Origin of the sequence: Catenuloplanes nepalensis (genome assembly GCF_030811575.1) — a bacterium.
In the GTDB taxonomy this organism is placed as follows: domain Bacteria; phylum Actinomycetota; class Actinomycetes; order Mycobacteriales; family Micromonosporaceae; genus Catenuloplanes; species Catenuloplanes nepalensis.
The window spans coordinates 6,029,593-6,053,695 of sequence record NZ_JAUSRA010000001.1 but is presented as its reverse complement, the minus strand read 5'-3'; the positions used below and the strand labels follow the sequence as shown (position 1 = coordinate 6,053,695).

The 24,103-nt window shown below is 71.5% G+C and carries 27 protein-coding genes; 10 read left to right on the top strand and 17 right to left on the bottom strand.

From position 1 onward, the window contains the following. Nucleotides 1-26: 26 nt before the first annotated feature. Nucleotides 27-641, bottom strand: a complete 615-nt coding sequence (locus tag J2S43_RS25890) for a hypothetical protein (protein WP_306833482.1) — start codon at nt 639-641, stop codon at nt 27-29. Nucleotides 642-804: 163 nt separating this feature from the next. Here J2S43_RS25890 and J2S43_RS25885 point away from each other — a divergent pair, with 163 nt between their 5' ends. Next, entirely contained in the window at nt 805-1,296 is a 492-nt protein-coding gene (locus J2S43_RS25885) for a hypothetical protein (RefSeq protein ID WP_306833480.1), read from the top strand. A gap of 177 nt (nt 1,297-1,473) precedes the next feature. Here J2S43_RS25885 and J2S43_RS25880 read toward each other — a convergent pair whose 3' ends face one another. After that, nucleotides 1,474-2,787: an NAD(P)/FAD-dependent oxidoreductase gene (locus tag J2S43_RS25880; protein WP_306833478.1), complete on the bottom strand. Its 1,314-nt coding sequence runs from the start codon at nt 2,785-2,787 to the stop codon at nt 1,474-1,476. Between the two features lie 97 nt (nt 2,788-2,884). On the opposite strand from J2S43_RS25880, the gene J2S43_RS25875 reads away from it, so the two are divergent. Beyond that, a complete protein-coding gene (locus J2S43_RS25875; RefSeq protein WP_306833476.1) occupies nt 2,885-3,751 on the top strand; it encodes a serine hydrolase in 867 nt (288 codons plus the stop codon). A 54-nt stretch (nt 3,752-3,805) separates the two neighbouring features. After that, nucleotides 3,806-5,008, top strand: coding sequence for a 3-oxoadipyl-CoA thiolase (pcaF, locus tag J2S43_RS25870; RefSeq protein ID WP_306833474.1), 1,203 nt, complete (start codon nt 3,806-3,808; stop codon nt 5,006-5,008). A 19-nt stretch (nt 5,009-5,027) separates the two neighbouring features. Here the strand turns inward: pcaF and J2S43_RS25865 are convergent, their stop codons facing one another. After that, a complete protein-coding gene (locus tag J2S43_RS25865; RefSeq protein WP_306833472.1) occupies nt 5,028-5,267 on the bottom strand; it encodes a hypothetical protein in 240 nt (79 codons plus the stop codon). A gap of 176 nt (nt 5,268-5,443) precedes the next feature. Between J2S43_RS25865 and J2S43_RS25860 the strand changes: the two genes are divergently transcribed. Further along, nucleotides 5,444-6,613 carry an IS30 family transposase gene (locus J2S43_RS25860; RefSeq protein ID WP_370881596.1) on the top strand — a complete coding sequence of 390 codons (1,170 nt, stop codon included), beginning with the start codon at nt 5,444-5,446 and terminating at the stop codon, nt 6,611-6,613. Between the two features lie 71 nt (nt 6,614-6,684). Continuing rightward, nucleotides 6,685-6,837 carry a hypothetical protein gene (locus tag J2S43_RS25855; RefSeq protein ID WP_306833470.1) on the top strand — a complete coding sequence of 51 codons (153 nt, stop codon included), beginning with the start codon at nt 6,685-6,687 and terminating at the stop codon, nt 6,835-6,837. Between the two features lie 761 nt (nt 6,838-7,598). Here J2S43_RS25855 and J2S43_RS25850 read toward each other — a convergent pair. Genes J2S43_RS25850 through J2S43_RS25820 form a run of 7 tightly spaced genes read right to left on the bottom strand, consistent with a single transcriptional unit; the run spans nt 7,599 to nt 13,895 of the window. Next, a complete protein-coding gene (locus J2S43_RS25850; RefSeq protein ID WP_306833468.1) occupies nt 7,599-8,399 on the bottom strand; it encodes an IclR family transcriptional regulator domain-containing protein in 801 nt (266 codons plus the stop codon). Nucleotides 8,400-8,410: 11 nt separating this feature from the next. After that, on the bottom strand, nt 8,411-9,715 hold the full coding sequence (gene pcaDC, locus J2S43_RS25845; RefSeq protein ID WP_306833466.1) for a bifunctional 3-oxoadipate enol-lactonase/4-carboxymuconolactone decarboxylase PcaDC: 1,305 nt from the start codon (nt 9,713-9,715) through the stop codon (nt 8,411-8,413). Then, nucleotides 9,712-11,094, bottom strand: a complete 1,383-nt coding sequence (gene pcaB, locus J2S43_RS25840; RefSeq protein ID WP_306833465.1) for a 3-carboxy-cis,cis-muconate cycloisomerase — start codon at nt 11,092-11,094, stop codon at nt 9,712-9,714. Before pcaB ends, pcaDC begins: the two co-directional genes overlap by 4 nt. Then, nucleotides 11,069-11,647 (bottom strand): protocatechuate 3,4-dioxygenase subunit alpha, encoded by a 579-nt coding sequence (gene pcaG, locus J2S43_RS25835; RefSeq protein ID WP_306833463.1) that lies wholly within the window; start codon nt 11,645-11,647, stop codon nt 11,069-11,071. The genes pcaB and pcaG overlap by 26 nt, the downstream gene beginning before the upstream one ends. Then, nucleotides 11,637-12,347, bottom strand: coding sequence for a protocatechuate 3,4-dioxygenase subunit beta (gene pcaH, locus J2S43_RS25830; protein WP_306833461.1), 711 nt, complete (start codon nt 12,345-12,347; stop codon nt 11,637-11,639). Before pcaH ends, pcaG begins: the two co-directional genes overlap by 11 nt. A 1-nt stretch (nt 12,348) precedes the next feature. Then, entirely contained in the window at nt 12,349-13,101 is a 753-nt protein-coding gene (locus J2S43_RS25825; protein ID WP_306833459.1) for a CoA-transferase subunit beta, read from the bottom strand. Next, nucleotides 13,098-13,895, bottom strand: coding sequence for a CoA transferase subunit A (locus J2S43_RS25820; RefSeq protein ID WP_306833457.1), 798 nt, complete (start codon nt 13,893-13,895; stop codon nt 13,098-13,100). The genes J2S43_RS25825 and J2S43_RS25820 overlap by 4 nt, the downstream gene beginning before the upstream one ends. Nucleotides 13,896-14,111: 216 nt before the next feature. Here J2S43_RS25820 and J2S43_RS25815 point away from each other — a divergent pair, with 216 nt between their 5' ends. The 4 genes from J2S43_RS25815 to J2S43_RS25800 are packed head-to-tail and all read left to right on the top strand — an operon-like array spanning nt 14,112 to nt 17,373. Then, a complete protein-coding gene (locus tag J2S43_RS25815) occupies nt 14,112-15,077 on the top strand; it encodes an ABC transporter substrate-binding protein (protein WP_306833456.1) in 966 nt (321 codons plus the stop codon). Continuing rightward, the gene (locus J2S43_RS25810) at nt 15,074-15,838 is read left to right on the top strand and encodes an ABC transporter permease (protein ID WP_306833454.1); all 765 of its coding nucleotides are present in this window, start codon (nt 15,074-15,076) and stop codon (nt 15,836-15,838) included. The genes J2S43_RS25815 and J2S43_RS25810 overlap by 4 nt, the downstream gene beginning before the upstream one ends. Beyond that, nucleotides 15,835-16,593 carry an ABC transporter permease gene (locus tag J2S43_RS25805; protein ID WP_306833452.1) on the top strand — a complete coding sequence of 253 codons (759 nt, stop codon included), beginning with the start codon at nt 15,835-15,837 and terminating at the stop codon, nt 16,591-16,593. The genes J2S43_RS25810 and J2S43_RS25805 overlap by 4 nt, the downstream gene beginning before the upstream one ends. Nucleotides 16,594-16,596: 3 nt before the next feature. Continuing rightward, nucleotides 16,597-17,373 (top strand): ABC transporter ATP-binding protein, encoded by a 777-nt coding sequence (locus J2S43_RS25800; protein ID WP_306833450.1) that lies wholly within the window; start codon nt 16,597-16,599, stop codon nt 17,371-17,373. 474 nt (nt 17,374-17,847) lie between these two features. Here J2S43_RS25800 and J2S43_RS25795 read toward each other — a convergent pair whose 3' ends face one another. Next, on the bottom strand, nt 17,848-18,417 hold the full coding sequence (locus J2S43_RS25795; protein WP_306833448.1) for a TetR/AcrR family transcriptional regulator: 570 nt from the start codon (nt 18,415-18,417) through the stop codon (nt 17,848-17,850). A gap of 72 nt (nt 18,418-18,489) precedes the next feature. On the opposite strand from J2S43_RS25795, the gene J2S43_RS25790 reads away from it, so the two are divergent. Then, entirely contained in the window at nt 18,490-19,011 is a 522-nt protein-coding gene (locus J2S43_RS25790) for an SRPBCC family protein (RefSeq protein ID WP_306833446.1), read from the top strand. A gap of 33 nt (nt 19,012-19,044) precedes the next feature. On the opposite strand, the gene J2S43_RS25785 is transcribed toward J2S43_RS25790, so the two are convergent. From J2S43_RS25785 to J2S43_RS25760, 6 genes are all read right to left on the bottom strand, one after another. Further along, complete coding sequence (locus tag J2S43_RS25785) at nt 19,045-20,505, bottom strand: aldehyde dehydrogenase family protein (RefSeq protein ID WP_306833444.1); 1,461 nt, start codon at nt 20,503-20,505, stop codon at nt 19,045-19,047. Between the two features lie 230 nt (nt 20,506-20,735). Then, a complete protein-coding gene (locus J2S43_RS25780; protein ID WP_306833442.1) occupies nt 20,736-21,548 on the bottom strand; it encodes a hypothetical protein in 813 nt (270 codons plus the stop codon). Next, nucleotides 21,545-22,033, bottom strand: a complete 489-nt coding sequence (locus tag J2S43_RS25775; protein ID WP_306833440.1) for a hypothetical protein — start codon at nt 22,031-22,033, stop codon at nt 21,545-21,547. Before J2S43_RS25775 ends, J2S43_RS25780 begins: the two co-directional genes overlap by 4 nt. 1 nt (nt 22,034) lies before the next feature. After that, entirely contained in the window at nt 22,035-22,472 is a 438-nt protein-coding gene (locus J2S43_RS25770; RefSeq protein WP_306833439.1) for a calcium-binding protein, read from the bottom strand. Nucleotides 22,473-22,746: 274 nt separating this feature from the next. Next, nucleotides 22,747-23,253 carry a hypothetical protein gene (locus tag J2S43_RS25765; protein ID WP_306833437.1) on the bottom strand — a complete coding sequence of 169 codons (507 nt, stop codon included), beginning with the start codon at nt 23,251-23,253 and terminating at the stop codon, nt 22,747-22,749. A gap of 257 nt (nt 23,254-23,510) precedes the next feature. Continuing rightward, nucleotides 23,511-23,990, bottom strand: a complete 480-nt coding sequence (locus J2S43_RS25760) for a MarR family winged helix-turn-helix transcriptional regulator (RefSeq protein ID WP_306833435.1) — start codon at nt 23,988-23,990, stop codon at nt 23,511-23,513. Nucleotides 23,991-24,103 lie beyond the last annotated feature (113 nt).

The following is a 24,103-nucleotide window of genomic DNA, read 5'->3' as shown; positions in this document are numbered from 1 at the left end:
GAAGGAAAGTCGCGATCCGGCTTGGGTCAGTCGGCGGGGCAGTAGTTCCAGGCGTCGGGGTAGGTGGCCGGCTCGTCGCGAGAGGTGGTGTCGTCGCAGGAGAGGAAGCCGGAGTCGATGGTGTTCCAGGTGGTGAGCGTGCCGGTGATCGGGGTGGGGTCGCCGGTGCCGCAGGTGACGCGGAAGCCGGCCTCGACGAGCGTGGTGCCGGAGTAGCCGAGGACCCAGCCGCGCTGGGTGGAGTTCTCCAGCATGGTGTGCAGCTGGGTGAGTTCGTCGCGCGGCGACGTGTCCGGGCCGAGACTCAGGTTGTGCAGCTCGCCGAGGGATCGCGCGAGGGTGGGGACCCAGGAACGGTCGGTGCCGTCGCCGGTGACCTCGGGCGTGTACGGGCGGTCGAGCAGGTCGCGCCAGGTGGTGCGGGCGTCGTCGCGGTAGCGGGCGACCACGTGCAGCAGCGACGGCGTGGAGGTCGGCTCGTCCCAGTCGACGGTGCCGGTGTCCGGCGTGCACGGCGGCGGGGCCGGGGAGGCGGTCGGGCCGGGTGTGGGCGAGCCGCCGCAGGCCGCGAGCGCGCCGCCGCAGGCTGTGAGGGCGAGCAGGGCCACGATCACCACCGCGTGCCGCTCCCGAACCCTCATCACCCCAGAATAAAACGAAATTTCCACCTTTGCGGGTACGAATGAGGAGCATCGACGAGAGTGCATAAGGTCGGCTACGCTGCCGGGGTCGAGCCGGGCGACAAGGGCATCCCCAGCGCGGCGGCAAACCGTGCCGCGGCGCGCAGTCAGACGGAGGATACTCATGCGCTGGACCAGCGTCCTGCTGGTGGGAGCGGCCACGATCGCCCTGGCGGCCTGCGGCACCGCACCGGGATCGCCCGCCGCCGTGCCCGCGGTGCCGGGCACGGCCGCCGCGGTGCCCAAGAGCGCGAACGTGGCGGACGCGCTCGAGGTGGTCAACGCCCAGTTCGCCGCCGTCAACGCGGGCGACTGGGCCAAGGCCTGGGACGCGTGGACGGACGCGGCCAAGGACGAGATCGCCAAGGACGTCTACGTGAAGACCAACGAGGCCTGCCCGGCGCTCAAGAAGGCCGTCTTCGAGCTGGAGCGCGTCACGCCGGTCGACGACACGACCGTGGACGTCGGCTGGCGGCGCGACGGGATCAGCGAGCACGGCACGTCCCGCCTGGCCGGGACCGGGTGGCGGTTCGACCCGGGCAGCACGCTGGTGGAGTACGCGGGCGGTGCCGACGCCGCCATCGCCAAGCGCAAGGAAGCCGGCGAGTGTAACTGAGCCTGTATCGATGCGAGGACGGGCTGCGGCGAGGCCCGGGCGCCACCTGGCGCACGCCGCAAACGCCCACATGCAACACCGGTATGAGGGCGTCCGCGTGGCGCATCCAGACGACACCTGGACCGCGCCTCGATCCGACCCGCACATCGATACAGGCTCCAGCGTGCGCGGCGGGGGTCACCTCCCGCCGCGCAGCACCCGCAGCACCACGCCGGGCCGCACCAGATCGGTCGGCGGGCGCAGCAGGTGCTGCACCTCCAGCCAGACGCGGCGCACCTCCGGCACCGTGATCGAGGCCAGCGTGAGCCGTTCGAGGTACGGCCGGGTCAGCGCGCCCGTGCGCGGCCGACGGCCGACGGTCTCCGGGTAGGCCAGGTCGGCGCCGGTCGCGAACTGCCACGGCGCCGCGGTGATCCGTGCGATCTCCGCGTAGAACTCGCGGGCGAACCCGGACGTCGCCTCCGGACGCCGGTCGAGCAGCCTGCCGAGCGCGAGCGCGTGCAGCGCCGCGCACGCCATGCCCTGGCCGTAGACCGGGTTGAAGCTGCAGAACGCGTCGCCCGCGGCCACGTACCCCGAAGGCGGTTTTCGCAGTTTGTCGAAACGGCGGCGCCGGCTCGCCGGATATTTGTACGAGGTCGTGCCGGACAGCGGCTCCGACCGGGCGATGAAATCGGCGAGCAGCGAGACCGGCAGCTTCCCGATGCTGTCCTCATAGGAACCGAGGGAGTTGTGCACGCCAGCGACGGAAATGATCCACCGGTCGCCCTCCAGCGGCCAGGCGATGCCGGCCACCTTCTCCTCCGGCGCGAGCGGGGAGATCAGCACCGCCTTGGCGCCGCCGAAGTCGCCGGGGGAGCGCGGGTAGACGCGTGTGGCGTACTCCGTGTCGATCGAGACCTCCTCGCGGACCGGCGCCGGGTAGCCGCCCAGCTCCGCGAGCCAGCGGTCGGAGCGCGTGCCGCGGCCCGAGCAGTCCACCACCAGCTCCGCGGGCAACTGCTCGCCGGTGTCGAGCCGGACCCCGCCCGCACCGGCGGCCGCGGGCAGCAGGCCGGCGACCGCGGTCTGGTCGCGCACGGAGACGCCGGGCAGCGCGAGCACGCGCCGCCGGAGCGAGAACTCCAGCAGCGGGCGGCTGACCGAGAGGATGTCCAGCCCGACCGGGAAACGCGGCCAGAACCGCCCCTCGCGGTGGATCAGCATGTCGCCGGCCGAGTCGAGCGGGACCGCGCCCGCCGCGATCAGCTCGTCGCCCAGCCCGGGGAACAGCTCCTCCAGCGCGCGCCGGCCGGCGATGAGCAGGCCGTGCGCGTGCGCGGACTGCGGGGTGCCCCGGCGGATCGAGGGCTCGTCCGGGAGGCGGTCCCGGTCGAGCACGGTCACCTCCGCGAAGCGTGCGGCGAGCGCACGGGCCGCGCAGAGGCCGGCGATGCCGGCTCCGATGACGATGGCCTTCGCCGGCTTCGACACGTCGCGCTTCCTCTCCATCGCTTCACGTGACCCATACCCATTATTGAGCGTCTATTCAGATCATGAGGTGCTCGCGGTGAGACGGCTTCGAGCCGGCGCTGGCAGCGTGCTCGCCATGCCACGGATTCCCTTCCCGTCAGCCCTGCTCACGGCGGCCGTCGTGGCCGTCGTCACGGGATCGGTGCTCAGCCTTCCGGCGCCGCCCGGCGATGGGACTCCCGCAGCCGAGGCCGAGGTCGTGGCGCAGGCCGATCCGCGGGCGGAGGCGCGGCGAGCGTGGGACGTGCGGGCGGCGGCGCTGACCGCGGCGCTGGCGGCGGAGGATGCGGGCGTCGCGGTGATCGACAACAGCACCGGCTTCACGTTCGGCCACCTCGGCGACGTCGCGTTCGAGTCGGCCAGCGTGGCGAAGGTCGGCATCCTGGCCGCGGTGCTGCTGCTCGCGCAGGACCAGGACCGGGAGCTGACCGCGACGGAGACCCGGCTGGCCACGCGGATGATCGGGGTCAGCGACAACGACGCGGCCAGCACGCTCTACGCCGAGATCGGCGCGGTTGCCGGGCTGGGTGCCGCGACCGCGCGGCTGGGGCTGACCGACACCGTGCCGGACGAGAGCTGGGGGCTGACCCGGACCACGCCGGACGACCAGGCTCGCCTGGTCAGCGCGCTGCTGATGCCGGACGGCGCGTTCAGTGCGTACTCCCGGCAGGTCGCGGAGGATCTGATGACCTCGATCGACCCGGACCAGGACTGGGGTGTCGGTGCGGCGGCGGCGCCGGGCGAGCGGGTCGCGCTGAAGAACGGCTGGCTGAGCCGGGACACCGAGGACGGCACCTGGATCGCCAACAGCGTCGGCCGGATCACCGGCGCCTCCGCGGACCTGACGCTGGTGGTGCTGTCGCACGGCAACGCCGGCTACCAGACCGGCGTCGACCGGGTGGAGAGGCTCGCCACGCTGACCCGTGCCACGCTGGCCCTCTAGTGGGTACGCTGGACGCACTGATGTGCGGATGGCGAACAGCTGGGAGGCCGGATCATGACGGAGGCGTACATCGTCGGCGGCGTGCGAACCCCGATCGGGCGCTACGCCGGGGCGCTCGCCCCGGTCCGGCCCGACGACCTGGCCGCCCACGTCATCCGTGAGCTGCTGCGGCGCCTTTCCATATCGGCGCCGGACGAGATCGACGACGTGGTGTTCGGCTGCGCCAACCAGGCCGGCGAGGACAACCGCAACGTGGCCCGGATGGGCGCACTGCTGGCCGGGCTCCCGGTCGAGGTGCCCGGCACCACGATCAACCGGCTCTGCGGCTCCGGCCTGGACGCGGTCGCCTACGCGGCCCGCGCGATCCGGTCCGGCGAGGCCGACCTGCTCGTGGCCGGCGGCGTGGAGAGCATGAGCCGGGCGCCGTTCGTGCTGCCCAAGGCGGAGACGCCGTTCGGCCGGAGCGCGGAGATCGCGGACACCACGCTCGGCTGGCGGCTGGTCAACCCGCTGATGGAGAAGCAATACGGCATCGACTCGATGGGCGGCACCGCGGAGAACGTCGCGGAGGACTACCGGGTCACCCGCGAGGACCAGGACGCGTTCGCGCTGCGCTCCCAGCAGCGGGCCGCGGCCGCGCAGGCGAGCGGCCGGCTCGCGGAGGAGATCGTCCCGGTCCCGGTGCCGGTCAGGCGCGCCGAGCCGATCGTGGTGGAGGCGGACGAGCACCCGCGGGAGACCAGCGCGGAGCGGCTGGCGAAGCTGCCCACGCCGTTCCGGGCCGGCGGCACGGTCACGGCCGGCAACGCCGCGGGCGTCAACGACGGCGCGGCCGCGCTGCTGATCGCGAGCGGCGCCGCGGTGGAACAGCACGGTCTCACGCCGCTGGCCCGGATCACCGGCGCGGCCACCGCCGGCGTACCCCCGCGGATCATGGGTATCGGTCCTGTTCCCGCCACCCGCAAGCTGCTCGGCCGCGCCGGGCTGGGCGTGGCCGACCTGGACCTGATAGAGCTGAACGAGGCGTTCGCCGCGCAGGCGCTCGCCGTGCTCCGCGAACTGGGCCTCCCGGACGACGCCACGCACGTCAACCCGAACGGCGGCGCGATCGCGCTCGGCCACCCGCTCGGCATGAGCGGCGCCCGCCTCGCGCTGACCGCCGCGCTCGAACTCTCCCGCCGCGACGCCCACCGCGCGCTGGCCACCATGTGCATCGGCGTCGGCCAGGGAATCAGCCTCCTGCTCGAGGCACCCTAGCGGCGCTTCGCGGCGAGCATCAGAGCGATTTCCCGCTTCCGGCGTGGTCGCTCTCCGAGTGCTCCGCCGGCACCGGTCGTCGCTGGCGCTCCTCCCCGCACGTTGAGCGGGCGGCCGCTTCAGTGCTGACCAGAAGATCAACGAAGATTTCGACAGGGATCCTGAACCTCATCCCCGCGTCGCCTCCGGCTGTCTCTCTGGCGTGCAGAGTGTCCGCAATGCGGAAGATCGTTCCCGAAGTTCGGTCGATCTTCCACATGATGGAAGATCGACGCCAATATCCGGGAATAACGCAGGACTCGAAAATTTTGCGACCGAAATGTCGTGCTAAGTCGCCCAGCCATCTGCGCGGATTCTGATTAGTGATACGTGAAGCACCGTATGAGGGCCTTGTGGTCAATTGGTCGTTGCAATGCCCTCTGAGCAGGGGTTTTGATGGCGAAGCCGGGTGTTCCTTATGTGGTTCGGGTGCGGTTTTGGGAGGGGATTCGGGCTGGTTTGTCTACCGAGGAGGCGTCGACGGCTGCGGGAGTCTCGCGGTGGACGGGTATGCGCTGGTTCCAGGATGCTGGCGGGGTGATCAACAACGGGGCTGGGGCCGGGTCAGGCCGGTATCTGTCGTTCGAGGAACGCGAGGAGATCATGCTGCGGCGTGATCGGGGTGAGTCGCGGCGGTCGATCGCGGTGGCGCTGGGGCGGGAGCCGTCGACGATCGGGCGGGAACTGGCCCGGAATTCGACCGTGCGGGTGGGTTATCGGGCCGGCCGTGCGGACGAGAAGGCGCGTGATCGCCGCCGCCGGCCGAAGCCCGTGAAGCTCGCGGACTGCCCGCGGTTGCGGCGGGTGGTGCAGGGGAAGCTGAAGCTGAAGTGGTCACCGCGGCAGATCGCGTTGTGGCTGCCCCGGCGTTTCCCGGACGATGAATCGATGAGGGTGTCTCACGAGACGATCTACCAGTCGCTGTTCGTCCAGTCCCGGGGTGGGCTGCGCAAGGAGCTGACCGCGTGCCTGCGGACCGGCAGGGCTCTGCGCAAGCCCAGGGTCAGGTCACGACAGCAGGAGAAACGCGGCCGGATCCCCGCAATGATCAACATCCGTGAGCGGCCCGCTGAGGCCGCCGACCGGGCCGTGCCCGGCCACTGGGAAGGCGACCTGATCATCGGTGAGGACGGCGGCTCCGCGATCGGGACTCTGGTCGAACGCTCCACCCGCTACTGCATGCTCGTCCACCTGCCCGACGGCCGGGACGCCGAGGCCGTCCGCGACGCCCTCATCGCCACCATCACGACACTGCCCGCTCACCTGACCAAGTCACTGACCTGGGATCAAGGCGTCGAGATGACCCGCCACGCCGACTTCACCATCGCCACCGGCATCGATGTCTACTTCTGCGACCCGCACTCGCCCTGGCAGCGCGGCAGCAACGAGAACACCAACGGCCTGCTCCGCCAATACTTCCCCAAGGGCACCGACCTGTCCGTCCACACCAGACAGCACCTCGACGACGTCGCCGCCGAACTCAATGGCCGCCCCCGCGAAACCCTCAACATGCGCACACCCGCCGAAGCCCTCAATCAGCTACTATCGGCACCTCTAGCTGCATAAACGTTGCATTGCGACGACCGATTGAATCCACCGGCTCGATACGGTGCTTCACGTATCACTAGTGACTTCGCATGATCAAACCGGGTTCGATTCACCGCAGAAGACGTGCGCTGCGCCCGAAATTTTCCGAACAAAAGGCCAGTGCGGAGCTGGCGCTGAGGTCTGCCGACTCGCTGACCTCTGCGCCCGATCTTCAGGGACAGGGCGGCGTCGCGAATGGCTGATCTTCGCACCCCCTTGAGGGTTATTCAGCGCCGGCCTGCGGCGGCAGCGCCGGCCTGCGGCGACGCGGCGTCGGCTCAGTCCCGCTGAATATTGAGCTTTCAGAGTCGAGGTTCGAGCGGGGCTGGCCGTCCGGGCGCTGCGCGTCCGAAATTTCACGCTATAGCGGTTCGCTGCCGCCAGCGCCGGTCACCCTGACGCCGAAGGCTCAGTAAGCCTCCTTGCCTCGGCTTCCCAGGCTCTATAACCGTAGAGGCGGCAGGACACGAACATGTCCGGAGCCGGCATTGTCGCCCAGCGGCTCGTCTTTGACTTTCTGATCGCGCACCGCGCAGACCGCCGGTGCATGGCTGTCCCGGCGGAGTGGCTTTTGATCTTTCTTCGTGCGCACCGCGCAAACCTCCGGCGCCTGGCAGTCCCGCGGTGCGGCTTTGATCTTTCTTCGTGCGCGCCGCGCAGACCACAGCCAGGCTCACGACACCCAGACCATGCCGCCCACGAAACAACAGCGGGGCCGACGAACCCCAAGCGGCTGGAACCGTCGCCCCTTCCCCCGGCGCCCGAGGCCCGCCGGAGGCGCCCTGAACGCAACCACAACGCCCGGAACCCTCGATACTGGAAATATAGGGCGCTCGATATCTCGGGTCGTAAACCCTGATAACGGGCTCCAAGCCCAGAAGAGACCGCGCCGAAGCCGACGAAAGACGGTCTGTGTGTACAGGCCGCAGACCCTGGCAGCGAGCCGACCGGGCTGGAGGGCGGGTCAGACGGCGCGGAGGGCGGGGGAGGAGCCGGCGACGCGGAGGTCGGCCTCGATCCGGGCGGCGGCGGCGAGCAGGGGTGGGAGCAGGTCGCGGCGCAGCGAGTCGACGGAGGTGCGGCTGGCGTGCACGGAGACGTTCACGGCCGCGACCACGCCGCCGTTGCGGTCCCGGACCGGGACCGCCATCGAGCGCAGGCCCTCCTCCAGTTCCTGGTCAACGATCGCGTAGCCCTGGGCGCGCACCCGGGCCAGCTCCGCGCGCAGCGCCGGCTCGCCCGTGGTGGTCCGCGGCGTCAGCTTTCGCAGCTCGATCCGGTCCAGGTAGTCGTCGAGCACGGGCTGCGGCACCGCGGCCAGCAGCACCCGGCCCATCGACGTCACGTAGGCCGGGAACCGCGTCCCCACGTTGATCGAGACCGTCATGATCCGGCTGGTCGGCACGCGAGCCACGTAGACCACGTCGTCGCCGTCCAGCACGGAGACCGACGACGACTCGCGCACCTCCGCCACCAGGCGTTCCAGGTGCGGCTCGGCCACCTCGGGCAGCGAGATGCTGGACAGGTAGGCATAGCCCAGCTCCAGCACGCGTGGGCTCAGCCGGAACAGCCGGCCGTCCGTCTGCACGTAGCCGAGATCCGTCAGCGTCAGCAGGAACCGGCGCGCGGCCGCCCGGGTCAGGTCGCAGATCCGCGCCACCTCACTGAGCGTCAGCTCTGGATGGCCGGCGTCGAACGCCCGGATGACCGCCAGCCCGCGTTCCAGCGACTGGACGAAGTGTCCCTCCCGAGCGCTTTCCGTCACGGCGAGCTACCTTACCCTTCTCCGGCCGCGGCCCGGCGTGACCCGCCCTCGGCCGCCGCGCGCCGCGGGTCCTCGGACGGAGCGCGCCGCGGGTCCTCGGACGGAGCGCGTTGCGCGTCGTCGGTCGGCGTACGTCGCGGGTCCTCGGCCGCCGCGTGGGATGCGGGTTCGGCCGGCGTGCGCGGTGCGTCCTCGGCGAGCGTGCGCTGCGCGATGGCGAGTGCCGCGTTGGCGGCCGGGACGCCGGCGTAGACCGCGGTGTGCAGCAGCACCTCGCCGATCTCCTCGGCGGTCAGGCCGTTGCGGCGGGCCGCGCGCACGTGCATGGCAAGCTCGTCGTGGCAGTGCAGCGCGGTCAGCACCGCGAGCGTGATCAGGCTGCGGCTGCGGCGGTCGAGCGTGTCCCGGGACCAGACGCCGCCCCACGCGTACCGCGTGATGAACTCCTGGAACGGCGCGGTCAGCGGCGTGGTGCCGGCCACCGCGCGGTCCACGTGCTCGTCGCCGAGCACCTGCCGGCGCACGATCATGCCGGCGTTCCCGGCCGTGCGGTCCTCCAGGTGGTCCAGGATCAGCGCGGTGACCGCGTCCGCGCGTTCGACGTTGGCCAGGTGTGCGGCCTCGGGCAGCACCACCATGCGCGCGCCGGGAATGCCGTCCGCGATGAGCTGCCCGTGCGGCGGTGGCGTGGCCGGATCGTCCCGTCCGGCGATCACCAGCGTGGGCGCGACGATCGAGCCGAGGTCCGACCGCTGATCCATGTGCTGGACGACCGCGCAGGCGCCGGCGTACCCCTCGGGCGGGGTTTTGTGGATCATGTCTTTCAGCTTCTCGACCAGGTCCGGGTGGCGCTCGGCGAAACCGGCGGTGAGCCAGCGGCCGGCCACCGCGTCCGAGACCGCCCGCGTTCCCCGCGCCCGGACCGTCCGTGCCCGCTCGGCCCAGCCCTCCGGCGGCCCGAGCCGCGCGGACGTGCAGCAGAGCACGAGGCGGCCGACGCGCTCCGGGGCGTGCGCGGCCAGCCACATCGCGGTCATCCCGCCGAGCGAGAGTCCCACCACGTGCGCGGACGCGACCCCGAGCCGATCCAGCAGCGCGAGCGCGTCCCGCCCGAGATCGTCAAGGGCATGATCCCCCGCGGGTACGGGTGAGCGACCGTGCCCCCGGGTGTCACAGCGGATCACCCGGAACCGGCGGCTCAACGCGGGCATCTGCGGATCCCACATGCTCAGATCGCTGCCCAGCGAGTTCAGCAGCAGCAGCGCCGGCGCGTCCACCGGCCCGTCCACCACATGATGCAGTTCGACGGTGCTCATGCGTCTCCCTTGGGGTGCGCGGACAGGGCGCGGTCGACCAGCGCGCCCGCGCTGCCGAGGTAGCCGGCCGGGTCGAGGAGCGCGGTCACGGTGGCGTGGTCCAGGTGGGCGGTGATCCGTGGGTCGCCGGCGAGTGGGTGACCGGCCCGGGTCACGTCCGCGACCAGGTCGTGGGCGGCGTCCTTGCCGATCGTGCCGGCCAGCGCGCCCGCGACCCGCTCGGCCAGCAGCGCGCCGCCGGTCAGGTCGAGGTTGGTGCGCATCCGCGCCGTGTCGATCTCCAGGGTGCCGAGGCAGTCGCGCAGCCAGTGTGCGGCGGAACCGGTGGCGCGCAGCAGGTCGGTGAGCGGCAGCCACTCCGCGTGCCAGGGGCCGGCGGCGCGCTGGTGTTCGTGCGGCATGGCCGCGTAGAGCGTGGCGGCCAGCCCGGGAGCGCGGGCCGCGGACGCGGCGGCGGAGATCGCGGCGATCGGGTTGGCCTTGTGCGGCATGGCCGACGAGCCGCCGCGGCCGCCGCCCTCGCGCACCTCGCCGACCTCGGTCTGCGCCATCAGGATGACGTCGCGGGCGATCTTCGCGGCGGTACCGGCCGCGTGCGCGAGCACGCCGGCCAGCTCCGCGATCCGGCCGCGGTCGGTGTGCCAGGGCAGGATCGGCTCGTTCAGCCCCAGCTCGCCGGCGAAGACGCCGATGAGTTCCGGCCCGGCCGGTCCCGGACGGTGGGTGGCCAGGTCGTCGATGGCGGCCAGCGTGCCGGCGGCGCCGCCGAGCTGGGCCGCGAGCGCGCCGTGGCGGACGCGGGCCAGGCGGGCGCCGGCGGCGTCCAGCGCGGTCATCCAGCCGGCCGCGACCAGGCCGAACGTGGTGGGCAGCGCCTGTTGCAGCAGCGTGCGGCCGGCGACCGGGGTGTCGCGGTGGGCGGCGGCGAGGGTGGCGGCGCGGTCCGCGGCGGAGGCGAGGTCGGCGCGCAGCGGGCCGGTGGCGCGGTGCGCGATCAGCATCGCGGCGGAGTCGATGATGTCCTGGCTGGTCGCGCCCGCGTGGGCGAACCGGGCCACGTCCGGGGGCAGTTGGGCGCGCAGAGCTCGTACCAGCGGCACCACGGGGTTTCCGGAGGAGACCGCGTCGCGTGCCAGCGCGGCCGGATCGAAACGGGACGCGTGACAGGCGTTCGTGATCGCCTCGGCGGCCTCCGGGGGGATCAGGCCGATCCGCGCCTGGGCGCGGGCCAGCGCGGCTTCGGCGTCGAGCATCGCCCGCAGCCACGCGGCGTCGCTGACGGCCTCGTGCACCGGCCCGGCCGACAGCACCCCGTCGAACAGCCCGATCCCAGCCGCGCCGCCGGGATCCTGGTCAGAGCGCGAAGAAGACGGTCTCATCATCCCCCTGCAGCCGGATGTCGAAGCGGTAGCCGTCGCGGTCCGGTGTCGCGATCAGCGTGGAGCGGCGTGCCTCCGGCACGGTCGCCAGCACCGGGTCGGACGCGTTCGCCGTCGCCTCGTCGGCGAAGTAGATGCGGGTCACCACGCGGTGCAGCAGGCCGCGGGCGAGGACCGAGACGTCGATGTGCGGCGCCTGCGGGCGTCCGTCGCGGTCCGGCACGATGCCGGGCTTCAGCGTGAGTATCGCCCAGTCGCCGGTGTCGTCGGTGGGACACCGGCCGAATCCGCGGAAGCCACTGTCCGACGGGCCGCGCGGGTCGTCCGGGTGGGCGAAGCCGCCGGCCGGGTCCGCCTGCCACGTCTCGATCAGCGCGTCCGGTACCTCGGCGCCGGTGCCGTCGTACACCTTCCCGAAGATCTTGATCGCGCCCGGTGCGCCGGCCTCGACCACCTCGTGGCCGTCCGGCCAGGGCAGACCGATCGACAGGTACGGCCCGACGGTCTGGGACGGCGTCAGCCCGTCGAAACCGAAGTCCGGCTCAGTCGTCATGCGGGTCCTCCGTCGGTGTCCCGTCCTCGCCGGCCAGCACGATGTCGAACCGGAAGCCGAGCGCCCACGCCTCCACGGTCGCGGACAGGTCGAACTTGGCGATCAACCGCGCCCGCGCCCGCTCGTCCCGGACCGAATTGAAGATCGGGTCGTACGCGAAGAGCGGGTCGTCCGGGAAGTACATCTGCGTCACCAGGCGCTGCGTGAACGCGCGCCCGAGCAGCGAGAAGTGGATGTGGGCTGGCCGCCACGCGTTCGGGTGGTTGCCCCACGGATACGCCCCCGGCTTCACGGTGACGAATCGGTAATGTCCGTCGGCATCGGTCAGGCAACGGCCGACCCCGGTGAAGTGCGGGTCGAGCGGCGCATGATGCTGGTCCCATCGATGCTGGTAGCGCCCGGCCGCGTTCGACTGCCACACCTCGACCAGCGTGTGCGGGATCGGCCGGCCGCCCGCGTCCCGCACCTGCCCGTGCACGACGATCCGCTGGCCCTGTGCCTCGCCGCCGGGCGCGAGCGTGAGGTCGGCGTCGGCCGCGGTCACTCGCCCCTCGCCGAGCAGCGGCCCGGTGACCTCGGTGAGCGAGTGCGGGAGCAGCACGAACTGCTCGCGCGGCGCCCGCGGCACGGTCGACTTGTAACCGGGCGAGAGCAGCGGCGGATGCGTCGTACCGTCGTCGCGCCGGTAGTTCGGAAGCATGTCAGCCCTCCTGGCCCTCGAGTGCGCGCAGCACGCTCAGCTCGGTCTCCGTCGGCGCCTCGGTCGTCCTCAGCCCGGGGGAGACGCGCAGGTCCCAGCCGGTGGCGGAGCGCGCCTGGTCGAGCGTGACGCCGGGGTGCAGGTGGGTGAGCGTGAGCTCGCACGTCTCCGGGTCCGGCGCCAGGATGCCGAGGTCCGTGACGACCAGCTGCGGGCCGCGGCCGCGCAGCCCGTGCCGCTCCCGGTCGCCCGGCCCGCTGCCGAAGCCGAGCGACGTCACGAAGTCCACCGCCGGCACGAACGTGCGCCGGCTGTGCGTCACGATCACGATGACCTCGCGGCACGACGCCGCGATCTCCGGTGCGCCACCCGCGCCGGGCAGCCGCACCTTCGGGTTCGCGTAGTCGTCGCCGATGACGGTGGTGTTGATGTTGGCGAACCGGTCGAGCTGTGCGGCGCCGAGGAAGCCCACGTCGATCCGGCCGGGTTGCAGCCAGTAGTTGAAGATCTCCGGCACCGACACCACCGCGTCCGCGGTCTCGGCCAGCACGCCGTCGCCGATGGAGAGCGGCAGCCGGTCCGGCTTCGCGCCGATCGTGCCGGATTCATAAACCAGGACAAGACCGGGCGCATGGGTACGCCGAGCGAGGTTCGCGGCCGTGCTGGGCTTGCCGATGCCGACGAAGCAGCGGTCGCCGTCCTTCAGCGCGCGGGCGGCCGCCACCGTCATCATCTCGCCGGGTGAGTGGGTCATCGGACCTCCTCCAGCCAGGCAGTGAACGCCTCCCGGTCCCGGGAGATCGCGTCCCATTCCCGGTAGTACGCGTTGTCCCGCTCGTAGTAGCCCATCGCATAGGACGGCCTGGCTCCACCGGGCACCTCGGCCACGCAGGTGATCGCCCACCCGGGCAGCACGATCGCGCCCGGCCGCGGCTCCAGCTCGTCGACGACCTCCTCGACCGTGACGAGCGAGGTCCGGGCGGCCAGCACGACCTCCTTGTGCACGCCGGTGATGCCCCAGATCTGCACGTTGCCGTCCCGGTCCGCGCGCTGCGCGTGCACGATCGCCACGTCCGGGTTCAGCGCCGGCACCGCGGTCAGCACCTCGCCGGTGAACGGGCAGGTGATCGGCGCGATCGTGGCAGTCCGCCCGGGCAGGTCGGTGCCGGTGTAGCCGCGCAGCACCGCGAACGGCAGCCCGGCGGCACCGGCCGCGTAGCGGTTCGCCATGCCGGCGTGGCTGTGCTCCTCGATCTCCAGCGGGACCGGCCAGCCGTGCTGTGCCGCGTCCCGGAACCGGTGCAGCGAGCCGACGCCCGGGTTGCCGGCCCAGGAGAAGACCAGCTTGCGCGCGCAGCCGGCGCCGATCAGCTGGTCGTAGACGATGTCCGGCGTCATCCGGACCAGCGTCAGGTCGCGGCGGCCCTGCCGGATGATCTCGTGGCCGGCCGCGACCGGGATCAGGTGGGTGAAGCCCTCCAGCGCCACCGTGTCCCCGTCGTGGACGAGCCGGGCGACCGCCTCGGCCAGCGTGGTGATGTCCCCCATGGCGCTCCCGGGTCCGCAGGTGTGCGTCTTGCGCACAACAGTTCGTCTGACGAACGTAACCCCGGCCCCGGGGCAGCGTCAACGAGGACCGGGCGGTAAGAATATCGACGTACGGGATTGACGTGGTCCACGTCACGCCTTACGTTCTTCATGAGAACGTCTGTTCGGATAGCGCACAGGTTTATATCGGGCAAAACCCCCACCCGGGAGATCCATATGCGCCGCTACCTCGCCGTCGCGCTCAGCGCCGCGGTGCTCGCCGCCGTCTCCGCGTGCGGCGGCTCCTCGCCGGAGGAGCCGGGCACCGACGCCTCCGGCCCCAGCAAGGTCACGGTCGGCGTGATCCCGATCGTCGACGTGGCCCCGATCTACCTCGGCAAGGAGAAGGGCTTCTTCTCGTCCCGCGGCATCGACCTGGAGCTGGTCACCGCCCAGGGCGGCGCCGCGATCGTGCCCGGCGTGCTCAGCGGCGACTTCCAGTTCGGCTTCAGCAACATCACCTCACTGATGATCGCGCAGACGAAGAACGTGCCGGTGCGGATCGTGGCGAACGGCGCCGCGTCCACCGGCGTGCCCGGCAAGGACTTCGGCGGCGTCGCGGTCGCGAAGGACAGCCCGATCACCAGCGCGGCCGGGCTGGCCGGGCGGAAGGTCGCGGTCAACACGCTGAAGAACATCGGTGACACCACGGTCCGCGAGTCGGTGCGCAAGGCCGGCGGCGACCCGGCCGGCATCGAGTTCGTCGAGATCGGCTTCCCGGACATGCCGGCCGCGCTGGAGAGCGGTCAGGTCGACGCGGCCTGGGTGGTCGAGCCGCAGCTCTCCGCGGTCAAGGCCGCGGGCGGCACGGTGATCGCGTCCAACTTCACCGACACCGCGCCGAACCTGACGATCGCGGCCTACTTCGCCGGGACGAAGCTGATCGCCGACGAGCCCGAGCTGGTGAAGAACTTCACCGAGGCGATCAACGAGTCGCTGGCGTACGCGGACGCCCACCCGGACGAGGTGCGTGCCGTGCTCAGCAGCTACACGAAGATCAGCGAGGAGGTGCGGACCGCACTGATCCTGCCGAAGTGGCCGACCGAGGTGAACCGGGCCTCGCTCGCGACGCTGGCCGCGCTCGGCACCACCGACGGCATCTTCGGCGACGCCGCACCGGACCTGGGCAAGCTGCTGCCGTGAAACCCCTCCTGGGCCTCGCCGGCCTCGGCGGGTTCGTGCTGCTCCTGGAGGTGATCCCGCGCGCCGGCCTGGTCCCGTCGCGCTACCTCCCACCGGCCGCCGAGATCGCGGTCGCGCTCGGCGGCGAGCTGGCCGACGCCGGATTCTGGGCCGCGCTGCGCGACACGCTGTCCGGCTGGGTGCTCGGCCTGCTGATCGCGGCCGTCGCCGGCGTCGTGCTCGGCCTGCTGATCGGCGCGGTGCCGGTGCTGCGCGAGCTGACCGCGTCCACCATCGAGTTCCTCCGGCCGATCCCGTCCGTGGCGCTGATCCCGCTGGTCGTGGTGCTCTACGGCGCCAGCCTGCAGTCCAAGCTGGTCCTGGTCGTCTACGCCGCGTTCTGGCAGATGCTGGTCCAGGTGCTCTACGGCGTGCGCGACGTCGACCCGGTCGCGGACGAGACCGCGCGCGCCTACGGGCTCGGCCGCGCGGCCCGGATCCGGCACGTGCTCTGGCCGACCGCCCTGCCGTACGTGATGACCGGCCTGCGCCTCGCCGCCGCGGTCGCGCTGATCCTGTGCGTCACCGGTGAGCTGGGCATCGGCGCACCCGGGCTCGGCGCGCGCATCGCGGTCGCGCAGAGCTCCGGCGCGATCCCGGACCTGTACGCGCTGATCGTGGTCACCGGCCTGCTCGGCGTCGCGATCAACGTGGGCGCCCGCGCGGTCGAACGGCACGCGCTGCGCTGGCACCAGTCGGTCCGCGGGGAGGCGGCGGTATGAGGATCGTCTACTGGCTGGGGCTGCCGATCGTGCTGGTGGTGGCGTGGTGGGTGGCGACCGCGGGCAGCACGGACTTCTACGTACCCCCGTTGCAGTCGATCGTGGCTGTTTTCTTTGATGTCTGGACGCTCGACCGTCTCCGGGCCGACGTGCTCCCCAGCCTGCTGCGGCTGCTGGCCGGCTTCGCGCTGGCGCTGCTGCTCGGCGTCGGGCTCGGCGTGCTGATCGGTAGCCGGCCCCGGGTGCGCGCCACGGTCGAACCGGTGCTGGAGTTCCTGCGCGCGGTCCCGCCGCCGGTGCTCGTACCCGTGATCATGCTGTTCGCGGGCATCGGTGACGGCATGAAGATCCTGGTCATCGTGTCCGGCTGCGTCTGGCCGATCCTGCTCAACACGGTCGAGGGCGTGCGCGCGGTCGACGGCGTGCTCACCGAGACCGCCCGCGCCTACGGGCTCACCGGCCCGGCCCGGCTGTGGCGGCTGACGCTGCCGGCCGCGAGCCCGCAGATCGTCGCCGGCGCCCGCCAGGCGCTCTCCCTCGCGATCATCCTCATGGTGATCAGCGAGATGTTCGCCGCCAGCTCCGGCCTCGGCTACACGATCGTCGAATTCCAGCGCAGCTTCGCGATCCCGGAGATGTGGACCGGCATCATCCTGCTCGGCCTGCTCGGCGTCGTGCTCTCCGGCCTGTTCCGGCTGGCCGAGACCGCGATCCTGGGCTGGTACCACGGACTGCGCCGCGCACAGAAGGGCTGACCCATGCTCGACGTCAACGGCCTGCGGAAGACCTACACCGGCGACGGCCGCACCATCGAGGCGATCCGCGACCTCACGTTCACGGTCGCGGACGGCGACCTGACCTGCCTGGTAGGCCCGTCCGGCTGCGGCAAGACCACGCTGCTCAAGTGCATCGCCGGACTACTCCCGCCGTCGGCCGGCACGGTCACGTTCGCGGGCTCGCCGGTGACCGCGCCGCCGCCCGGCATGGCCGTCGTCTTCCAGGAGTACGGCCGCAGCCTCTTCCCCTGGCTCCGCGTCGCCGCCAACGTCGAGCTGCCGCTGCGCCAGAAGGGCCTGGCCCGCGACCGCCGCCGTGAACTGGTCGCATCGTCGCTCGCCGCGGTCGGCCTCGCGGACGCGCACACCGCGTACCCCTGGCAGCTCTCCGGCGGCATGCAGCAGCGGGTCGCGATCGCCCGGGCGCTCGCCTACGAGCCACGCGTGCTGCTGATGGACGAACCGTTCGCCGCGGTCGACGCGCAGACCCGCGCGGACCTGGAGGACCTGATCCGCGGCCTCTGGCAACGCCTCGGCGTCACCGTCCTCTTCGTCACCCACGACATCGACGAGGCCGTCTACCTGGGGCAACGCGTGCTGATCCTGTCGGCGTCGCCGACCGTCGTCCGCGAGGACCTGGCCATCGACCTGCCGTCCTCCCGCGACCAGCTGCACACGCGCGCGCTGCCCCGCTTCACCGAACTGCGCACCCACGTCTACGAACAGATCCAGGCCGCGAAGAGATCCGTCCCCGCCTGACAACCGTCCTCCAGCAGCCTCCGGCGAACCCAAGGCCTGCTTCCCCGCCTCCGGCGTGGTGCCTTCCGTGGGCGCCGTGTTTCCGTGGGCGTCGTGTTTTCCGGGGCGGAGAGTTTCGCGGATCAAGGCTCTTTCCCGCTTCCGGCGTGGTGCAGCCCGTTTGCTCCCGCGCGGGCGCTGTGTTTCCCGGGGCCGAGCCCCGGACCCCACGTTCTGTTTGGTTGCGGTTCGCGGGTCATCGTCTTGCGGTGCGCTCACCTGGCGGTGCGCTCACCCGCCTCTTCCTTTGCGGATCGGGTGACCCTCCGTGTCCGGAATTTCGTGTCATGTCGCCTGCGCGCATGGAGGTCCGGCAGGAGATCGACCGCGAGCGACGGGCGGAAGGCTGCCGGTGTTGTATGTGGGCTTTTGCGACGTGTGGCCGGGCGGCGCCTGGGCCACGTCGCAGGCCGGTGAAGATCGACCGAACGCGCCCTAAACCCTGAGGTGGGTCAGGGCCGCGGTGAGGTCGGTGGCGGACGGGGTGGAGTCGGGGTCGACGAGCCACTGGGTGAGCAGGCCGCCGAGGATGGCGTAGTAGAGGGAGCCGACCTGGCGGGTGCGTTCCGGATCGGTGGCCGGATCGATGCCGGCGAGCAGCGTGGCCAGCGTGCGGCGGGCCGTGTCGATGCCTTCGGACAGGCGGCGGCGGACGTCCGGCAGGTCGTCGGCGCGGGCCATCACGGCGTACGACGCGGCCAGGATCTTGCGGTGGTCTTCGAACGATGCGAGGACGGCGGCCCAGACCCGGGTGAAGCGCTCCCGGGGTGTCTCGCCGGCGGGGGCCGGGTCGTCGGTCAGAAGGTGCCCCAGATCCTGCGCCCAGTCGCCGATGCCGCGCAGGACCGCCTCGGTGAGCAGGGCCTCGGTGCTACCGAAGTGATAGCCGATCGCGGCCAGGCTCACGCCGGCCTCCGCGGTGACGTCCCGCGCGCTCGTGTGGTTGAAGCCCTTCGTCACCACGCAGCTGTGCGCGGCGGACAGAAGCGCGTCTCGGTTGCCCATGGCGGAATCGTACCGCGTCTGGGACGCTGTTTTAGACAGCGTCTGAAACGGCGTCTAAGGATGTGATCGGCAATGCGACGTACCACGAAGATCCTGATGTTCGGTCTCGGTGGTCTGCTCATCCTCGCCGGAACGCCGGCCGCGGTGGGCACCCTGCGCAGCACCCACCTCATCACGGTGACCAGGGCGACCACCGCCCCCGCGGACCGGATCTGGGACCTCTGGGCGGACGTGCCCGGCCGGACCCGCTGGGACGAGGGCCTGGAGTCGATCCATCTCGACGGGCCGTTCGTCACCGGCGCCACCGGGGAGGTCACGCTCAAGGGCCAGCCATCGGTGCGGTTCGAGATCCGCGACTGCGAGCCGGACAGTCACTACACCGACCGCTTCCACCTGCCCGCCGGCGCCACCATGGACTGGCAGCACACGATCACCGAGCACGGCGACGGCACCCGCTCGGTCACCTTCCGGGTGACCACCCGAGGGCCGTCCGCCCTGTTCCTGGCCCCGGTCATGACATCGATCCTGGACGCGGACCTTCCGTCCACGGTCGACCGCCTCGTCGCGCTCGCGGAGGGCGAGCTCTCGCCGTAGGAACCCCCGCCGTAGGAACCCGCGCCGTAGGGATCAGAACGGGAAGTGCTTCGGACGCTGCTGGAGCGTGATCCAGCGGAGGTCGGTGAACGCGTCGATGCCGGCCCGGCCGCCGAACCGGCCGTAGCCGGAGGCCTTGACGCCGCCGAACGGGGCGATCGGCTCGTCGTCGACGGACTGGTCGTTGACGTGGACGATGCCGGTCTGCAGGCGGCGGGCCAGGTCGAGGCCGCGGGACAGGTCGGAGGTGAGGACGCCGGCGGTCAGCCCGTACGGGCTGTCGTTCGCGATCGCGACGGCCTGGTCCGCGTCGTCGACCGTGAGCACGGTGCAGACCGGCCCGAAGATCTCCTCCGAGTGGATGCGCATGTGCGGTTCCACGCCGGACAGCACGGTGGCGGGGTAGAGAGCCCGGTCCGGCGCACCGCCCCCGGCGACGACCTTCGCGCCCTGGCCGGCGGCCTCGTCGACCAGGGCGGCGACGCGCCGGGCCGCGCCCTCGCTGATCAGCGGCCCGATCACGGTGGACGGGTCGGACGGGTCGCCGGCCGGGAGCGCGGCGGCCTTCGCGGCGAGCAGCGCGGTGAACTCGTCCGCGACCGCGCGGTGCACCAGGATCCGGTCGGCGGACATGCAGATCTGGCCGGCGTTGAGGTAGGCGCCGAACGCGACCGCGTTCACCGCGTATTCGAGGTCGGCGTCGTCCAGGACCAGGATCGAGTTCTTGCCGCCGAGCTCCAGCACGGCCGGTGTGAGGTGCCGCGCGGCCAGCTCGCCGATGCGGCGGCCGACGCCGGTGGAGCCGGTGAAGTTGACCCGGCGCACCCGCTCGTCCGCGATCAGCGTCTCCGCGATCGCGGCCGCGTCCGCCCGGTCGTTGGTGATCACGTTGAGCACGCCGGGTGGCAGGCCGGCCTCGTGCAGCAGGTCCGCGAGGTAGTGCGCGGCGACCAGCGGCGCGTCCTCGCTGGCCTTGACCACCACGGTGTTGCCGACCGCGAGCGGCGTGGCGATCGCGCGGGTGCCCAGGATGATCGGCGCGTTCCACGGCGCGAACGCGGCGACCACGCCGGCCGGCTGGCGTATGCCGAGCGCGAGCGCGTCCGGGTTGTCGGTGGCGAGCACCTCGCCGAGCGGCGTGCTGACCAGCGCGGCGGCCTCGCGCAGCATGCCGGTGGCCAGGCCGACGTTGAACATCGCCCAGCCGAACGGGCCGCCGGTCTCCGCGCCCATCAGCGTGGCGGCCTCGTGCGCGCGCTCCTCGAGCAGGTCCGCGGCCCGGTTCAGGATCTTCCGGCGGGCGGACGGGGGAGTGGCGGCCCAGGCCGGGAACGCGGCGTGGGCGGCGTCGACCGCCCGGGTGACGTCCGCGGGTGCGGCGGCCGCGACGAGCGCCAGCGGCCTACCCCTCCAGGGATCGAGGTCCTCGGTCGTGCGACCGCCGGAGGCGGGCCGGTGTTCGCCGTCTATCAGCAGGTGCCGGGTGTCGGTCACGTAAGCGCTCCAACCGTGTTCGCATCGCGCACACTAGTTACTCATAAGAACGCTAGAGGTGACCCACGTAACAGTCAAGAAATGCGAGAACCCCGCCGATCGGGGGCCGGTCGCCGCGGATGCAGCGATCGGTCCGCGACCGGCGGGGCTCCCGATGGCGCACCGGCCACCTCCGGGGCCACCGGAGAGTGAAGCCTGAGAGCCTGGTGCGCCGAGCCGTACCCGACGGGTCAGAGCGTGATGATCTTGATGTTCTTCAGCGTCACGTCGCCGCCCTTGCCCTCGGCCGAGCAGATGTTGATCTGCTTGACCTTGCCGGAGCCGTCGGTGGTGTTGAAGCAGAGCACGTAGTTGTTCGCGTCGCCGCCGCGGACCTCGATGCTGACGTTCTTCCGCAGGCCCTCGCCGTTGTAACCCTTGACGTCGACGCCCTTCAGCGCCCACACCGCGCCGCCGCCGAACGTGTTGCAGTCGTCGCGCTGGTTGAGCTTGTCGGAGACGACGTTCCAGCACTTCGCGCCCGCGCCGCCGTTCGTGCCCTTCGGCACGCCGGTCCGGGCGAGGGAACCGGCCGCGATCGTCCGCGCCACGTTGCCCTTCTGCACGGTCACGTTGTTCAGGTAGACCTTGCCGCCCTTGGCCGTGGCCCAGCACTTGGTCATCTGACCGGTGTTCTTGGCGCGGTGGTTCTCGCACTTGTCGGCCGCGAGCGCGGTGATGTTCGCGGCCCGGTCCAGCGCGGCGAGCGCGGACGCGTTCGTCTTCGCGGCGGACTGCGACACGAAGATCTCGAGGTTGCTGAGCCCCACCGAGCCGCCGGCCGCGTTCGCCTTGCAGTTGTTGAGCTGGAGCTTGTAGCCGGCCTTCTTGGCCAGGCTGAGCGCCGCCGCGACGTTGCCGCAGACCACGGTGGAGTTGCCGTCGCCGCCCTTGAGCATGATGTCGGCGTCCGCGGCCGAGGCCGGAGCCGCGGTGACGGCCAGCGCCAGCGCCAGCGCGCCGGAGGCGACCGCGCCGAAGCGCGTCAGGTGTTGCAGTCTCATGGTGTGATCCCTGTGTCGGAGGAGGTCGCGGGTCCGGCGAGCGTCTGCACGGCGCCGGTGGCGAGGTCCTGCACGGTGACGGTGAACGAGCGGCTGAGCGTGGGACGGCAGTCGAGCCCGGTGATCACCGGTGGCTGCACGGCGAGGCCGATGACCTGCTCGCCGACGCGTACGCCGGAGCCGTCGGCCCGGTGTTCGGAGACGACCTCGGTCTCGGCGGAGGCCTGCGAGGTGAGCGAGACGCCGCCGCCCACGCAGGTGACGTCGATGTGGCCGGTGGCCCGGATCGACACCGGGCCGGTCGACCACGGTGCCGCCCCGGTCTCCCGGAACTCGACCTTGAGCAGCGTGCCGTCCCAGGTGGCGAACGTCCTGTCCGCGGCGAACGCCGGCTTCGGGTCGGCCGCGACTGCCGGGGCCGCCGCGGCCACACCACCGGACAGAGAACCGATCAGGACCGCCGCGGGTACGGTACGGGTGCGCATCTCAGCCGCCCGTGACGTACTTGCGTTCGCAGCCGGAGTACCAGGCGTGCTTCCCGGGGCCGAGGCACCGGTCCTTGCCGGAGCCGCCGTCCACCTTTCCGCCGCCGGGCCCGGCCAGCAGCCGGTCGTCGTCAGCGCCGCCGTAGAGCGTGTCCCAGCCGGAGCCGCCGACGAGCGTGTCGTCGCCGGCGCCACCGATCAGGATGTCGTTGCCGGCCAGGCCGAGCAGGATGTCGTCGCCGCCGAAGCCGCAGATGACGTCCTTGCCGGTCGTGCCGAGCAGCTTGTCGCCGCCGGAGGTGCCGTTGATCGTGCAGGCCGGCCACGGCTGTGGCGTGGCCGGGGGTGCCGCCTGTGCCGCGCCGGGCGCGAACGAGGCGGCCAGAGTCAGGGAGAGCGAGGCGCCCGCCATGAGGGCGCCCCGGAACGGATTGGTCATCTGCCATTCCTTCCAGGACTGAGCGATTTCAACCTGGCCTGTGTGGCCGGCCGACATGGCGCTCCACGGTCCGGGTGCGCCAGGTTGAAGAAGCTCACTGCGGGCACGAGGGGCGCGCGTGCGCTGAGAGCCCGTGCACGCACTTGCCGACGAGTCGAGGAGGACGGTGTCTCCTCGCCACGCGGACGGCTCCGGTGAGCGCCGGTGCCGCCCGCGCGGCGGGGGAGAACCGCAGAGGTGGTGAGGGCCGGTCGCCCGGCCCTCACCGGGGAGATCAGCTGCCCTGGATGACCGTGAAGTCGACCTTGGTCAGCTTGACGTCGCCGCCCTTGGAGTCCGCGATCGCGGCGCAGTCCTGGTTGTTCTTGGCGGTCGCGGTGCCCTGGAGCACGTTCGCGCAGGCGGCGTACGCGGTGGCGTTGCCGCCGGCGATCTTGATGTCCGCGCTGTTGTACTTCTTGCCCTTGCCGCCGGACGCGTCCTGCAGAACGTTGAAGTTCACGTCCTTCAGGACCACGCCGCCGCCCTGGGCGGACGAGATGTTGCTGCAGGTCTGGTTCTTCGGGGCCTTCTTGCCCCACTTGGCGTAGACCTTGGCGTAGTTCATGCACGCGCCGAACGCGGTGGCGTCGCCACCGACGATGGCGATGTCCGCCTTGTTGGTGGTGCTGGACGACGGGCCGAAGCCGGCGGCGGCCGGCGCGGCGGCCGCGGTGACGCCGAACGCGGCGGTGGCGATCATCAGGGAGATGCGGCCGGTGGTGGCCATGGTGATCTTCATGGTGAGAGCTCCTGAAGTACACGTGCCGGAGTCGGTCCGACGCCGACCCGAGGACTTGCAGTGACCGGAGGTAACTGCGTGATCACTCAGGTAGGCAAAGACTATGTACCTCGACGGCAAAGAGCCCGTATTTTCGCCTTGTGAACGCTGTCGCGTAATTTACACTACGATTTCGTAAAAAATCCGGCATGTCGGACACGGAAAGTTAGAATGGAACCTTTTCCGGGTGTAGTGGTGGCGACGGGCGCTAATACCCGTTACTCGGGGATCAAACCCTTCTGCGGCAAAGAATCCGGCGCACCGCCCAGGCGATCCGCCACGCCGTCGTTGAAGCGCTCCAGCAGGTCCGCGAACCGCTCCCGGTCCTCGGCCGGCCACTCGCCGGTCAGCTCGCGCAACAACTCCCGGCGCGCCGCTCGCATGCCGAGCAGCACCTCCGTGCCGTGCGCCGTGATCTCGATCAGCGCGGCTCGACGGTCGCCCGGATCCGCTGACCGGCTGATCAGGCCCTCGGTCTGCAGCGCCTGCACCTGGCGGCTGACCGTGGAGACGTCCAGCGTGAACAGCGTGGCCAGCGTGGTCAGCCGCATCGGGCCGTCGTCGTGGAGCCGGCCGAGAATGCTGTACGCGGAGCGGTCCACGTGCCGCGCCACGCCGGGCAGCCGCAGATGGATCCGCTGAGTGCGCCGCACCAGCAGCGTCAGCTCACGCTCGATGCGGTCCTGCGCGTCCGTCATCGCCCACCTTCTCCTCGGCCAGAACCGGACAGCCGGAACGCGATGCCGAACCCGGGCATCACGCTCCCGCCTCTTGCCACAACCCGGACGGCGAGAACGCGATGCCGGATGGG

What these genes read in the sequence shown, in the direction of transcription:
- J2S43_RS25775 (WP_306833440.1), bottom strand. Translation starts at nt 22,033, where the DNA reads ATGCGCACCCGTACCGTACCCGCGGCGGTCCTGATCGGTTCTCTGTCC.
- J2S43_RS25790 (WP_306833446.1), top strand. Translation starts at nt 18,490, where the DNA reads ATGCGACGTACCACGAAGATCCTGATGTTCGGTCTCGGTGGTCTGCTC.
- J2S43_RS25890 (WP_306833482.1), bottom strand. Translation starts at nt 641, where the DNA reads ATGAGGGTTCGGGAGCGGCACGCGGTGGTGATCGTGGCCCTGCTCGCC.
- J2S43_RS25800 (WP_306833450.1), top strand. Translation starts at nt 16,597, where the DNA reads ATGCTCGACGTCAACGGCCTGCGGAAGACCTACACCGGCGACGGCCGC.
- J2S43_RS25855 (WP_306833470.1), top strand. Translation starts at nt 6,685, where the DNA reads ATGATCAAACCGGGTTCGATTCACCGCAGAAGACGTGCGCTGCGCCCG.
- J2S43_RS25820 (WP_306833457.1), bottom strand. Translation starts at nt 13,895, where the DNA reads ATGGGGGACATCACCACGCTGGCCGAGGCGGTCGCCCGGCTCGTCCAC.
- J2S43_RS25825 (WP_306833459.1), bottom strand. Translation starts at nt 13,101, where the DNA reads ATGACCCACTCACCCGGCGAGATGATGACGGTGGCGGCCGCCCGCGCG.
- pcaH (WP_306833461.1), bottom strand. Translation starts at nt 12,347, where the DNA reads ATGCTTCCGAACTACCGGCGCGACGACGGTACGACGCATCCGCCGCTG.
- J2S43_RS25760 (WP_306833435.1), bottom strand. Translation starts at nt 23,990, where the DNA reads ATGACGGACGCGCAGGACCGCATCGAGCGTGAGCTGACGCTGCTGGTG.
- J2S43_RS25885 (WP_306833480.1), top strand. Translation starts at nt 805, where the DNA reads ATGCGCTGGACCAGCGTCCTGCTGGTGGGAGCGGCCACGATCGCCCTG.
- pcaG (WP_306833463.1), bottom strand. Translation starts at nt 11,647, where the DNA reads ATGACGACTGAGCCGGACTTCGGTTTCGACGGGCTGACGCCGTCCCAG.
- pcaB (WP_306833465.1), bottom strand. Translation starts at nt 11,094, where the DNA reads ATGAGACCGTCTTCTTCGCGCTCTGACCAGGATCCCGGCGGCGCGGCT.
- pcaDC (WP_306833466.1), bottom strand. Translation starts at nt 9,715, where the DNA reads ATGAGCACCGTCGAACTGCATCATGTGGTGGACGGGCCGGTGGACGCG.
- J2S43_RS25805 (WP_306833452.1), top strand. Translation starts at nt 15,835, where the DNA reads ATGAGGATCGTCTACTGGCTGGGGCTGCCGATCGTGCTGGTGGTGGCG.
- J2S43_RS25780 (WP_306833442.1), bottom strand. Translation starts at nt 21,548, where the DNA reads ATGAGACTGCAACACCTGACGCGCTTCGGCGCGGTCGCCTCCGGCGCG.
- J2S43_RS25770 (WP_306833439.1), bottom strand. Translation starts at nt 22,472, where the DNA reads ATGACCAATCCGTTCCGGGGCGCCCTCATGGCGGGCGCCTCGCTCTCC.
- J2S43_RS25815 (WP_306833456.1), top strand. Translation starts at nt 14,112, where the DNA reads ATGCGCCGCTACCTCGCCGTCGCGCTCAGCGCCGCGGTGCTCGCCGCC.
- J2S43_RS25860 (WP_370881596.1), top strand. Translation starts at nt 5,444, where the DNA reads ATGGCGAAGCCGGGTGTTCCTTATGTGGTTCGGGTGCGGTTTTGGGAG.
- J2S43_RS25875 (WP_306833476.1), top strand. Translation starts at nt 2,885, where the DNA reads ATGCCACGGATTCCCTTCCCGTCAGCCCTGCTCACGGCGGCCGTCGTG.
- J2S43_RS25880 (WP_306833478.1), bottom strand. Translation starts at nt 2,787, where the DNA reads ATGGAGAGGAAGCGCGACGTGTCGAAGCCGGCGAAGGCCATCGTCATC.
- pcaF (WP_306833474.1), top strand. Translation starts at nt 3,806, where the DNA reads ATGACGGAGGCGTACATCGTCGGCGGCGTGCGAACCCCGATCGGGCGC.
- J2S43_RS25865 (WP_306833472.1), bottom strand. Translation starts at nt 5,267, where the DNA reads ATGTGGAAGATCGACCGAACTTCGGGAACGATCTTCCGCATTGCGGAC.
- J2S43_RS25795 (WP_306833448.1), bottom strand. Translation starts at nt 18,417, where the DNA reads ATGGGCAACCGAGACGCGCTTCTGTCCGCCGCGCACAGCTGCGTGGTG.
- J2S43_RS25765 (WP_306833437.1), bottom strand. Translation starts at nt 23,253, where the DNA reads ATGAAGATCACCATGGCCACCACCGGCCGCATCTCCCTGATGATCGCC.